Annotated in this window: 12 protein-coding genes; 6 read left to right on the top strand and 6 right to left on the bottom strand. The window is 72.0% G+C overall.

Going from position 1 to position 12,025, the window contains the following annotated elements; translation table 11 throughout:
* The first annotated feature begins 66 nt into the window (after positions 1 to 66).
* Entirely contained in the window at positions 67 to 1,251 is a 1,185-nt protein-coding gene (locus QWJ90_RS09350; protein ID WP_290107494.1) for an NAD(P)/FAD-dependent oxidoreductase, read from the top strand.
* Between the two features lie 6 nt (positions 1,252 to 1,257).
* On the opposite strand, the gene QWJ90_RS09355 is transcribed toward QWJ90_RS09350, so the two are convergent.
* From QWJ90_RS09355 to QWJ90_RS09365, 3 genes are all read right to left on the bottom strand, one after another.
* The gene (locus tag QWJ90_RS09355; protein WP_290107496.1) at positions 1,258 to 2,565 is read right to left on the bottom strand and encodes a signal peptidase I; all 1,308 of its coding nucleotides are present in this window, start codon (positions 2,563 to 2,565) and stop codon (positions 1,258 to 1,260) included.
* Between the two features lie 38 nt (positions 2,566 to 2,603).
* Complete coding sequence (locus QWJ90_RS09360) at positions 2,604 to 3,215, bottom strand: hypothetical protein (RefSeq protein WP_290107498.1); 612 nt, start codon at positions 3,213 to 3,215, stop codon at positions 2,604 to 2,606.
* A gap of 145 nt (positions 3,216 to 3,360) precedes the next feature.
* Positions 3,361 to 4,125 carry a universal stress protein gene (locus QWJ90_RS09365; RefSeq protein WP_290107499.1) on the bottom strand — a complete coding sequence of 255 codons (765 nt, stop codon included), beginning with the start codon at positions 4,123 to 4,125 and terminating at the stop codon, positions 3,361 to 3,363.
* A gap of 94 nt (positions 4,126 to 4,219) precedes the next feature.
* Between QWJ90_RS09365 and QWJ90_RS09370 the strand changes: the two genes are divergently transcribed.
* The 5 genes from QWJ90_RS09370 (at position 4,220) to QWJ90_RS09390 (ending at position 8,919) form a co-directional block, all read left to right on the top strand.
* The gene (locus QWJ90_RS09370) at positions 4,220 to 5,866 is read left to right on the top strand and encodes a GAF domain-containing sensor histidine kinase (RefSeq protein WP_290107500.1); all 1,647 of its coding nucleotides are present in this window, start codon (positions 4,220 to 4,222) and stop codon (positions 5,864 to 5,866) included.
* Entirely contained in the window at positions 5,863 to 6,525 is a 663-nt protein-coding gene (locus QWJ90_RS09375) for a response regulator (protein WP_290107501.1), read from the top strand. The genes QWJ90_RS09370 and QWJ90_RS09375 overlap by 4 nt, the downstream gene beginning before the upstream one ends.
* A 137-nt stretch (positions 6,526 to 6,662) precedes the next feature.
* Entirely contained in the window at positions 6,663 to 7,457 is a 795-nt protein-coding gene (locus QWJ90_RS09380) for a glycosyltransferase (protein WP_290107502.1), read from the top strand.
* Positions 7,454 to 8,284, top strand: coding sequence for an endonuclease/exonuclease/phosphatase family protein (locus tag QWJ90_RS09385; protein WP_290107503.1), 831 nt, complete (start codon positions 7,454 to 7,456; stop codon positions 8,282 to 8,284). Before QWJ90_RS09380 ends, QWJ90_RS09385 begins: the two co-directional genes overlap by 4 nt.
* A complete protein-coding gene (locus tag QWJ90_RS09390; RefSeq protein ID WP_290107504.1) occupies positions 8,281 to 8,919 on the top strand; it encodes a hypothetical protein in 639 nt (212 codons plus the stop codon). The genes QWJ90_RS09385 and QWJ90_RS09390 overlap by 4 nt, the downstream gene beginning before the upstream one ends.
* Here QWJ90_RS09390 and QWJ90_RS09395 read toward each other — a convergent pair.
* The 3 genes from QWJ90_RS09395 to QWJ90_RS09405 form a co-directional block, all read right to left on the bottom strand.
* Positions 8,889 to 9,968 carry a hypothetical protein gene (locus QWJ90_RS09395; protein WP_290107505.1) on the bottom strand — a complete coding sequence of 360 codons (1,080 nt, stop codon included), beginning with the start codon at positions 9,966 to 9,968 and terminating at the stop codon, positions 8,889 to 8,891. The two genes, QWJ90_RS09390 and QWJ90_RS09395, sit on opposite strands and share 31 nt — an antisense overlap.
* Positions 9,965 to 10,783 (bottom strand): hemerythrin domain-containing protein, encoded by an 819-nt coding sequence (locus QWJ90_RS09400; protein WP_290107506.1) that lies wholly within the window; start codon positions 10,781 to 10,783, stop codon positions 9,965 to 9,967. Before QWJ90_RS09400 ends, QWJ90_RS09395 begins: the two co-directional genes overlap by 4 nt.
* A gap of 95 nt (positions 10,784 to 10,878) precedes the next feature.
* Entirely contained in the window at positions 10,879 to 12,024 is a 1,146-nt protein-coding gene (locus tag QWJ90_RS09405; protein ID WP_290107618.1) for a glutamate--cysteine ligase, read from the bottom strand.
* Between the last annotated feature and the right edge of the window lies 1 nt (position 12,025).

Consider the following 12,025-nt stretch of genomic DNA (forward strand, 5'->3'; position numbering starts at 1 on the left):
CTAGGTCGGATGGCGCCGCTCCGCAAGCCCGCGCCCGTCGGCGCGAGGTCGTCCTAGGGTGCCCGCATGGACATCCCCAGGCATGATGTGGTGGTCATCGGCGCCGGCAACGGCGGCGTCTCGGCCGCGGCTCGGCTTCTGAAGCGCGGCTCCCGCGACGTGGCGATCGTGGAGCCCGCACAGGAGCACGTGTACAAGCCCCTGCAGAACTACGTGGGGGCGGGGCTCGCCAGGCCCTCCGCGCTCACGCGCCCGCAGGCGAAGGTCATGCCGAAGGGTGCGCACTGGTATCGCGCCGCCGCTGAGCGCATCGACGCCGTACGGCACGAGGTCGTGCTGTCGGACGGGAGCATCATCCGCGGCGGCGACATCGTCATCGCCTGCGGGGCACCGACCGATTGGGACGCCCTGCCGGGCGCGCGGGAGGCGCTCGCGAACGGCCCCGCCTGCTCCACCTTCGAGTCCTCCCTGCTGGAGCAGACGTGGGAGCGGATCTCGGCGCTCACGGCGGGCACCGCCGTCTTCACGTTCCACGAGCAGCCGGCGTCGGGGCGGGAGACCGCCCTGAAGCCGCTCTTCCTCGCGTGCGACCACTGGCGCCGGCGCGGGGTGCTGGAGGCGATCGACGTCATCCTGGTGCACGACGGCGAGGGCCTGCATCCGGTGGCGGAGATCGAGTCCGCCGTCCGTCGCGAGCTGCAGCGGTACGGCGTCACCCTGCGACTGCGCACCCGGGTCGAGCGGATCGAGGGCGGCGAGATCACACTGTCGGGGCCGGATGGCGCGGCGACGATGCGACCGGACCTGCTGCATCTGCTGCCGCCGTACGCCGGCCATCCTCTGGTTCGCTCGTCCGGACTCGACGCTCCCGACACCGACGGCTTCGTCGCGGTGGACCGGGAGACGCTGCAGCACCGCACGCACCCGCACCTCTGGGCGATCGGCGATGCGGCGGACCTCGACGACGCGCGCACGGGCGGCGCGCTGCGTCATCAGACTCAGACCCTGGTCGAGAACATCCAGCGCCGCCGCACCGGGCGAGCGCTGTCGCACTACGACGGGTACACCGTCGCGCCGATCACCACGTCGCGCCGCTCTCTCGTGTTCGGCGAGTACGACGCGCGTACGCGCCGCGCCGTGAGCACCATCCCGCTGCTCGACACGTTCGCGCCGCGGCCCTGGTGGTACGTGCTCGACCGCTATCTGCTGCCGCAGCTGTACTGGCACGGCATCGTGAAGGGGCGGCTCTGAGAAGAGCTACGGCGCCGTGATGAGGTAGCGGCTCGCGCTGATGGATCCGTTGAAGGAGACGAGGCGGCCGGTGAGCGTCGCGGTGTTCGCGGTGATCGAACCGTCCGCGAGGACCGTGCCGCGCAGCGTGCTCGTGTTCAGCGTCGCGCCCCCGCGGATGCGCCAGTAGACGTTGGCCGCGCTCGCACCGTTGGCGAGCACGACGTTGGTGTTGTTCGCCACCGTGAGACTGCTTCCGATGAAGACGAACCGCGCGCTCGAGTCGCCACCGGCGTCGAGGGTGATCGTGCCCGAGGCGCTGAGGGCACCTGCGGAGTAAGTGCCCGGTGTCACGCGCCCGGTGAGGGAGTTGGCGCGCGGGGCAGCGGGGCGCGCTTCAAGCGACGTCGCGAGGGTGCGCGCGTCTGTCATGGCGTTCCGGGCGGCAGCGGTGTTCTTCTCGATCGCCCCGTGGCTGTCGGGGAAGGAGACGTTCGTGACGTTGGTCCCCGGCGTCGTGCCGATATCGCCGGCGATCTGCGTGAAGGTCAGCCAGCCGTCCGTCACGCTGTTGGCTGCGAGCAGCGAGAACGGCGCGAGGCGACCGGGCGCGATCGCCGGGAGAGCTGCGGCGTGCCACGACGCGGCGGTGCCGGTGCGGGTCGAGAAGGCGGCGTACGCGTGCACGGATGGAGACGCGCTTCCCGCTGCCACGGCGGCGAGCGCGAGCACGGCCACCGTCGCCTGACCCGGACGGCGGGGGCCAGGGGACGGCGGGACGGCGAGACCGACGGCGACCAGGGTCGCGAGCAGCCATGCCGCGAGAGCAGGCAGGTCGTGGCCCATCCAGTAGACCGGCGAGCCGATGAAGGGGACGAGCAGGCGACCCGCACCGCGGACATCCGCTTCGATGCGCACGCCCGAGTCGCGGTCGGCGTTCGCGTCGCCCTGCGTGACGAAGCCGTCGTCGCGCACCTCGGTGATGCGGTGCACCTTGACGACGGGCTGGTCTTCGACGCTCACGGTGTCGAAGGCGATGACCATGCCCTCGCCGTAGGTCTCACCCTCGGGGACATCCGAGACGAGTACGACGTCGCCGGGAGAGACCGTCGGCTCCATCGAGCCGCTCAGGATGACCATGGGCCGCCAGCCGAGGAGCAGCGGCAGCACGGCGACGACGATCAGGGTCGCCATCACGAGGAGGTAGCCCCGCGAGACCAGCATCAGCGCGAAGCGCGGCCAGCCGTCCCGCCCGAGGACACCGGCCAGCCGACGAGGAGCGGTGCGCTCCTCAGCGGCTGAGCCGATGTTCTGCGCGGGGACGGTCGTGGCCATGTGCTCGCCTCGCGGCTCTCCTCCTCGGAAGGGACGAATCAGTTGTCGGTGGTCTGCAGCTCCCACACCACGTCCAGGCCGGTGCGCGCGCCCTGCAGCGCGTCGATCTCAGCCTGGGTCATGCCTGTGGTGTCGAAAGTCCACGTTGCGCGGTAGGTGCGCGACTCCCCGGGCGTTCCGGTCGTGTCCCACGAGTTCGCCCCCGAAGCCCAGTCGGTGTCCGCCGTCGCGAGCTGGGCGAGCGTGCCCGTGGCGCCGTCCGCCTCCGGAATGAACCCGGTGCAGTCGTTGAACGTGCCTCCGGTCCCGGACTCGATTGTGATCTGGATGCGGTTCTCCAGTCCGCGGTCGGCGAGCAGGTCCTCAACGTAGGTCCGCACCTCACCGGGCACGTTGGAGTTGGAGGTCACGACGATGCACTTGGAGCCGGTGTCGCCGGGAACCATGTTCTCGACGGTGACGGCCGCGGCACCGCGGTCGTCATCGCTCAGGGCGACGCGTCCGGTGCTCCAGGAGTTGCCCGAGTTCTCGGTGCGAGCGGAGAACGCGGCGTAGGAGCTCTGCCACACGAGACCGCCGGCCAGCAGGACCGAGACGGGGACGACGGCGAGGGCGGCGATGGCGCGGTTGCGCCGAGGGGAAGCGGACATGGCGGTGCCTTTCACATGTGGCTGGAATGCCGGAGGGGGTGGTGGGTGACGCTTCAGCGTCAAGAGGTCTGAGCGGATGATCCCGCTCGGTAGTTGAAAGATATGGGAATCAGAAGCAGCGGAACAGGGACCAAGGTCCCGTGGATCACGTCGGCGGGAGAAGCAGCACGGGCGCGGTCGCGTTCATGAGAACCGCGTGCGTGACGGTGCCGATCGGCGCTCCGGAGGCCGCTCGAGAGGCGCGCCCCAGGACCACCAGCTCCTTGTCGAGGGCCGCGTCCAGCAGGGCGTCCGCTGCAGCACTCGCGAGCACGCGGCGCCGCACGACCAGGTCTGTGTCATGCCCGGCGAGCTCCTGCTCGGCCGCATCCAGGCCATCCGTGCAGTGCCCGGTGCACCCGCCGTGCACGAGCGTGAGAGGCGCGCCGTTGCGACGGGCTTCGGCGAGCGCCCCGGTCGCGACGACGGGCGCGGACTCCGGGCGTCCGATGCCGACCACGATCCCGCGACGGAAACCCAGGTCGAAGTCGGGGATCACGGCGACCGCGCAGGGTGCCGTCATCGCGAGCTGGACGCTCAGGGCGCCGCTCACCCGCCCGCGGACGAGGCCCGTCTTGTCGGTGCCGATAACGAGGGTGTCCTCGGCACGAGCCGCAGCGCTGAGCACTTGCCAGACGCGGCCCTCAAGGCGCAGCGACTCGATGGCGAGGTCGGGATCCTCGGCGCGGATGAATCGCCGAGCCTCGGCGAGGACCGCCTCGCCTGCCTCGCGCTCGTGCGCGACGTGCACGACGACCAGGGGCGCGCGGTCGTCGCGGCTGCGCGCGGTGGCCCACCGCAGGGCGGCACGGCTCGGGGCGGAGCCGTCGACGCCGACGATGCGGCGCGGGAAGGAGTCGATGTTCTTCATGGTGTGGTGCCACTCTCGCGCCACGGCGATCTTGTCAATAGGGTCCAAGGTCCCGTGAGGTCGGGATACCGTCATGCGCAGAGGGGGTGATCTGGTGTCGGGGGACCTGGATTTCATCGATCAGCCGCGATCCGAACTCGAGCGGTCGCTGTCGGAGCTGATGCAGCACGCGCAGCACGTGCTGCAGACCGAGAGCCGCTTGCGAGGACTGCTGCAGGCGTATCGCTCCGTCATGGAGTCGCTCGACATCGACGATGTCCTGCGGCGGATCGCGGGCGCGGCCGTCTCGCTCATCGACGCCCGCGAAGGTGCCATTGCGGTCTTCGACGAGCACGGCGGCGTCGAGCGCGTGCTGGGGCGCGACTCCGAGAGCGAGCTGGTCGCGACTCTCCAGCGCGGCGACCTCGCACCGCTCGCGTGGATCGAGCGCGACCCTCGGCATGCGGGTGTGCCGCTGGGCGACGGCGGGGCCTTCCTCGCCGTGCCGGTCCGCTCGCACGGTGACGCGTACGGCGCGCTCTACCTGCTCGCGCGGGGTGAGTGCTCGTTCTCCCGCGAGGACGAGGAGCTCGTCACCGCGCTCGCCGGGACGGCGGGCATCGCTCTGGAGAACGCGCGCCTGTATGAGGAGTCCCGGCGGCGGGTGCGCTGGAGCGCAGCCCTCGCGGAGGTCTCGTCGGCGCTGCTGTCGGAAGACGTCTCCGACAGCATCGGCGTCGTCGCCGCCCGCGTGGGCACCGTGGTGTCCGCCGACCTCGTAAGCGTGGTCATCCCCGACCCCGACTCCGACCAGCTCCTCATCCACACCGCCCGCGGCGCCGGCGCCGAGCGCTTCGAGGGACGTCGCTATGAGCGGGAGGCATCGCTCGTAGACCGATCGCTCCGCGGCGGTCAGGTCATCCTCGCGACCGCCAGCACGGCGTCGGTCTCCGTCGAGGCGGAGATGGGTCCGACGATGGCGCTGCCCGTCGTCGTCACGGGCGAGGCGGTCTGCGCGCTGACGCTCAGCCGCGCGGCCGGCAGTACGGCCTTCACCGCGCTCGACGCGGACATGGCCGCGGAGTTCGCCACCCAGGTGGGGATCTCCATCGAGCTCACGCGTGCCCGAGCCGACCGGCACCGGCTGGAGCTGGCGGACGAGCGCGGTCGGATCGCCCGCGACCTGCACGACCACGTCATCCAGCGCCTGTTCGGCACCGGCCTGTCGCTTCAGGCGCTCGCCGCGCGATTCCCTCGGGCGGAGACGGACCTCCTGGAGCAGGTCGACACGATCGACGCCGCGATCGGTGAGATCCGCACCGCGGTGTTTGCACTGACCGCACGCCCTCGCGCGGCGACCGGCACGACCCGGCACCGGATCCTCGACGTCGTCGGTGAGCTGGCCGACGCGCTGCCGTCGAGCCCGCAGTTGACCTTCCGCGGACCGATCGATCTGCTCCTCACCGGTGCCGTCGCCGACGACGCGGTGGCGGCCGTACGCGAATGCCTCGCCAATGTCGCCCGGCACGCGCAGGCGGGGTCGGTGTCGGTCGACGTCGCCGCCGAGGGCGACGAGGTGCGCGTCGAGGTCGTCGACGACGGGATCGGTGTCCCGGCGGACGCGACCCGCAGCAGCGGCACGGGCAACCTCGAGGACCGTGCTCGCCGTCGCGGCGGCGACTTCGCGCTGACCCCGCGGGATGGCGGTGGCACGCGAGCCGTCTGGCGCGCGTTGCTCTCGGGAGAGAGGGGCCGCGCATGACCCGCGTGTTCCTGGTCGACGACCACGAGATCGTCCGCAACGGCGTGGCCGCCCTTGTCGACGCGCAACCCGATCTCGAGGTCGTGGGCGAGGCGGGGACGGTGCAGCAGGCGCTCGCGCGCGTGCCCGCGACGTCGCCCGACGTCGTCGTGCTCGACCTGCGACTGCCCGACGGAGACGGGATCGAGCTGTGCCGCGCCATCCGATCGGCCCAGCCGCAGATCCGCTGCCTCATGCTGACGGGCCATGACGACGACGCTGCCACCGTCGCCGCGGTGCTGGCGGGCGCGTCCGGATACGAGCTGAAGAGCATTCGCGGCCACAACCTGACCGGTGCCATCCGCCGTGTCGCCAGCGGTGAATCGCTCGTGCCACGGCGGGTCGCCGAGCGCGTCGTCGCGGCCATGGCGAGCGCGCCGGTGCAGGAGGACGCACCGGGCGCTGTCCCTGTGGCCGACCTCACCCTGCGTGAGCGGCAGGTGCTGCGCGCGATCGGCGAGGGCCTGACCAATCGGCAGATCGGCGAACGCCTGGGCCTCGCGGAGAAGACGGTGAAGAACTACGTCTCGGGGCTGCTGGCGAAGCTCGGCATGGAGCGCCGCACGCAGGCGGCGGTCTACGCGACGTCGGCAGGTGCCGCCGGGCGTGGGGGGCTGTGACGCCGCCCGCTCGGTCGCACCGCGGTCGCGCTACTCGTGCGAGGCGTCCCGATTGCGCGAAGCCGAGGGCCTGGCAAGGGCTGGAACGCGGGGACCGACCGAGGTAGGACTGAAGGACACCCCCGATCGGAGAACCCGTGCCGTCAGCCGCCCCTCACTCCCCCGCCGGCGACGCCCGCGTCTCGGTCGTCATCCCCGTGAAGGACGACGCACCGCTGCTGCGCCGATGCCTGCAGGCGCTGGCCGCCCAGACCCGCGTGCCCGACGAGATCGTCGTCGTCGACAACGCGTCGCGCGACACCAGCGCGTCCGTGGCGCGGGAGGCGGGAGCACGCGTCGTCGTCTGCGCCATGCCGGGAATCCCGGCCGCGGCCGCAACGGGGTACGACGCCGCCAACGGCGACGTCATCCTCCGCCTCGACGCCGACTGCGTCCCGCCGTCCGACTGGGTCGAGGCGATGACGCGGGCGTTCGGTGACCCCGCGGTCGTCGCGGTCACCGGAGCCGCGCGCTTCATCGACGGCCCGCCCGCACTGCGCGCTCCCCTCCTCGCCGCGTACCTCGGGTCGTACACCGCGGTGAGCGCGCTCGCGCTCGGCCACCGTCCGCTGTTCGGGTCGAACATGGGCTTTCGTCGGGACGCGTGGCGTCGCGTGTCTGCGCGCGTGCACCGCGACGACCCGGAGATCCACGACGACTTCGATCTCTCCTTCCACCTCGGCGAGCATCACCGCATCCGCCGCGTCGCCCATCCGGCCGTGGGGATGTCGATGCGGCCCTTCCGCGACCGTCGCGACTTCCTCCTCCGGCGCGTGCCGCGCGGGTTCCGGACCGTCTTCCGCCACTGGCCCGACGACCTGCCACCCGTCCGCTGCACGCGGCGAGCGCTGCGCGCGGCGCGGCGGCGAGCGCGGATCGGAGCATCGACGTGACCACGCCGCTCATCGGACCGCGGGCGGCACCCGATCTCGCGGTGATGACCTTCAACATCAGAAGGCCGATGGATGGCCGGCTCACCTCGCGCGCGGATCGCTGGAGCCACCGTCTCCCCGCTCTCCAGACGCTTCTGCGCGCCGAGCGTCCGGCGCTCGTCGGTGTCCAGGAGGCGCTCCCCCGCACGGGCGAAGCGGTCCGGGCTGCGCTCGGCGACGGGTATCGCCTCCTCGGGCGCGGCCGCAACGCGAAGGGGCAGGGCGAGGGTGTGCCGGTCGTGTACGACTCCGAGCGTCTGGAAGCCGAGTCGTGGTCGCAGGAGGCGCTGTCCGACCTGCCGCACACCGCGGGGTCGATCGGCTGGGGCAACCGCATCCCGCGCGTGCTCGTCGCCGCGATCTTCCGCGATGTCGCGACCTCCGCCCGGTTCCTCGCCGTCAACACCCACCTCGACGTCTTCTCCGCGCGGTCACGTGCGCGGGCGGCCCGTGCCATCCGCGAGCGCATCGCCGCGCAGCCGCTTCCCGCCCTCGTGATGGGGGACATGAACGCTCCGGAGGACTCGCCCGCGATCGCGGCTCTGCTCGAGAACGGCCGCCTCGTCGACGCGTGGCGCAGCGCGGCCCTCCGCCTCACTCCGGCCTGGGGCACGTACGGCGCGTACCGCTCCCCGCGGGAGAACGGGAAGCGCATCGACTGGATCGTCGCCACTCCCGACGTCGACGTGCGGGAGATCGCGATCGACGGGCGGCCCGTGGACGGGCGCTGGCCATCCGATCATCTGCCGGTATCTGCCGTGGTGCGGATGCCCGGAGGCGCGTCATGAAGGAGAACTTCTTCCGTCGTCCGGCGACGACGACCGAGTGGATGGCCGACGGTCTGCGGGCGGCGGCGGTGCTGGGGGTCCTCGTGGCCGCGCTGGTCTTCACCCCCACCGACGTCGGCATCGTCGCACTGGCGTCGCCCGCGGTGATGCTGCCGCGCATCCTCGGGATGCGGGCCGGGTTCGACCTCGCTCACGGCGCGATCGTGCTCACGGCGGCGTGGAGCAATGTCTTCGGGCTCTACACGTCGGTGCCTCGGTGGGACCTCGCGGTGCACATGCTCTGCACGGGCGTGCTGTCGGTGATCGCCTACGTGTGTCTCGCACGCGCCGACGTGCTCCCCGATCTGCGCGGCGGGGTCGTGCGGCGGCGCATTCCGGCGTTCGTCGTGCCGATCATCGCCCTCGCGATCAGCGCGCTGTGGGAGATGCTCGAGTGGGCAGGATGGCGCTACATCAGCGATGAGATCTACGTCGCCTACCAGGACACGATCGGCGACATGATCCTCGGCGCCCTCGGCGGTGTCGTGGCCGGGATGCTCGTCGCCGTCGTGCGCGTGGAGCGGGTCGACGAGACGTCGCACGCGCGGGCAGCACTTCCCGCCGATCAGCCGCGCCGCCACGTCGCGCTGGAGTGATCCCGGCACCATCCGACCCGTCCGCCGTCGCCCCCGCGCACGACGTCGGCGAGCCAGAGAGTCGCATCGGGACCCCAGCCCGCGATCATCGTCGCGGACTCGTCATCCACCCGGATGGCCCTGGTCGCGGCGCGGAGGTATGCGGCGACGGTGAGGTGGACCGCGTCCCACTCCCCCGCCACCCGCCGCCAGTCCGGGATCAGCCATCGGCCATCTCGCCCGGTCACCCGATACCAGTCATGTCTTCGTGACGCGGTGACCTCCAGCGGGAAGCGGCGGCAGAGCTCGGCCCAGTCCTCGGCTCCGCGGATCTCGAAGGTGCGCCCGACGCCGCGGACCGGGATGGCCGCCGCCTCCTCCCAGCCGAGCGAGTCCTCCACGAGGCGCAGGCCGACGGGCTCACCGTCCGACGTCGTGCCGGTCGTCATCAGGGCGCTGGACGGCGCGACCCACCACGTGCCGCTGTAGCTCGCGACCGGGTCGACCGGCCGGTCGATCCGCGCCCGCGCCTCGTCGCACGCCGTGACCTCGCCCCACTCTGCGAGCATGCGCGCCGAGTCGCCGTCGAGCGTCACCCGATCGCCGGGGTCGTGCCATTCGATCGCCCACTGCACGTCGCGGCGCGGCTCCGACCACCAGGGCGGGGCCATCCGCACCACCTGCTCGGCGAGCGGGCGCAGCGCGGCCACGACGACGGGGAGCGCCGCCAGGATGTCCTCGCCGTCCGGCTCCTGCCAGTACCGCGCGAAGTCGACCGAGAGGCCGAAGGCACGGTGGACCGCGGCGGGCGTGATGGCGCTCACGTCGACGCCGGCGAGCAGCCCTTCGAGCGCCTCGAGCGTCGCGGGCGAATGGGGTTCACCGCCGTCGTCGGCCGCAAACGTGAACCGCACACGGGAGCTCCCCGATGCCGGATCGAGGCCGTAGGCGAGTTCGCATACCGCGCGACTCACCGCCTCATCGCATTCGGTCGCCAGCTCGAGGCACAGCCGCCGCCCCCGCGGTCCCGCGAGGAGGCCATCCGCGTCGAGCGAGCTCTCCTCCGTCATCGTCGGAATCTATCGCCCCCCTTCCGGCCCCGCCGGGCGAAGGCGACCGGAAGGGCGATGGCGGCCGCCACCGCACCGGCGACGACCAGCCATGGGCGACCGGGCTTCGGGTCGACGCGCGTGGACACATCCTCGCCGCGCCGCATCGCCGGAAGGTGCTCGATGGTGTGCGCGGCCCGGGTCAGCGCGTCGGTCGTGAAGCGGATGGCCCCCTCCGCCCCGCCCGCACCGCGCAACCGGATCGCATCGAGACGGTCACGCGTGCGATCGAGCACGGTGAGCGGAAGCGCGGCCACGACGTTCCCCGGGGGGCGACGCGCCACGATCGGGTGCGCGCGGGTCGGCGCGACGCGGTCGACGACCTCCCAGGCGAGCCCGAGCAGGCGCAGCTGCCGGGCCGACACGCGCTCCTGCAGTCGCGGAAAGAGCTCGTCCTCCTCATCGCGGACGTCCTCGCGCAGCACCTCGACGAGACGGTCGATGGCGGCCTGGCGCTCCGGCGTGTTCAGCTCGAGGCCCTCGAGCCTGGTGACGAGCTCGTTCACCTCCTGGTGCTCCTGCTCGACCTGGAGCGTCAGCTCCTCCCCGTCGGGCAGCACGCGGCGCATGACGGGCCAGAGCACCGACTCCTCCGCGAACGCGTGCGGGAACACCAGCCGATAGAGATCGAGCAGCACAGGCAGCTGCTCCTCGTGTGTCGACTCCCCCAGCCGGTGCAGCAGACGGTCCAGTTCGACGTGGTCGCTCTTCTGCCGGGAGAGGACGCTCAGGCGTCCGCCCAGCTCCTCGATGCTCTGCTCGGCGACGGACTTCATGCCATCCTCCTTCTCATCGGTGTGGTCTCATCGTCTCGCGGTGGTCGCGCTGGTGCCTCCCCCTTGCGCGCGACGTCGCGAGGTGCCTGCACCGCTCACACTGCGGCATGCGTCGCCGCGATGGCCAGGGCGATGGCTTCGACGGCGCCGCCCGCCGCGGCGCTCGCCGCGCGCTGTTGCGTCGCGCCCGTTCCACGGGACAGGATGACCTGCAGCCGGCGGTGAACCTGATCTCGCTCGACGCTGGAGTCGAACCCGGCGTCGACGTGCTCGAGGAGCGCGGCGACCACGTCGCGAGCGGGTCGTGGCTTCCCCGAGATGGGGTGCAGCAGATCCTGCTCGACGCCGTACCTGCTCGCCTGCCAGGAGGCCAGCCGGAGCAGGCTGCTCGGCATGCCGTCAGGAGGGATGCCCACGCGCCATTCGGAGACGGCCGTCACGACGAGAGCCCGGACGAGGACCGCGAGCGCCGCTGCGTCGCGCGGCTGCAGGCAGACGTCGGCGATGCGGACCTCGACGGTCGGCACGTGCGCGGACAGTCGGGCGTCGAAATAGATCATGCCGCGGTCGAGCGCGACGCCGGTCTCGATGATGTCGTCGACGACGCGCCGGTACCGCTCCGCGGTTCCGAAGAGGTCGTAAGGGCCCGCGGTCGGCCAGCGGCCCCATGCCTGATAGCGGTAGCTGGCGAAGCCGGTGTCCATCCCCTGCCAGAACGGGGAGTTGGCGCTGAGCGCGAGCAGCACGGGAAGCCACGGCCGGATCCGGTCGAGGACCGCGACGCCCTCGTCGGGCGACGCGATCGTCACGTGCACGTGGAACCCGCAGGTCAGCTGCTCGAGCATCGTCAGCCCAAAGCGCTCCTGCATCCGATCGAAGCGCGGTGAGGAGACGGCGTGCGTCTGGCAGGCGACCGGCGTCGTCGCGATCGCGACCGCGCGCGCACCCACCGCCCGAGCGGCCTCGTCGGCGGCACGACGTCCATCCGCGATCGCCGTGACCAGCTCGTCGAAGCTCGCTCGCGGAGAGCTCACCGCCTCGAGCTGCTCACGTTTGACCTCCAGCTCGAGCGCCGTTCCGGCGAGCGGGATGGCCGAGGCGGCGAGCGAGAGCGCCTCGCCTGCGCGGGGAGCGGGGCACAGCGTGGCCTCATCGACCAGCAGCAGCTCCTCCTCCACGCCGATCAGTCGGCTGAGCAGGCCGTCCGTCTGCCGGGCGGACGGCGGTTCGGGAGCGGCCATG

This window comes from Microbacterium oryzae, assembly GCF_030406385.1.
Taxonomy (GTDB): Bacteria; Actinomycetota; Actinomycetes; order Actinomycetales; family Microbacteriaceae; genus Microbacterium; species Microbacterium oryzae_A.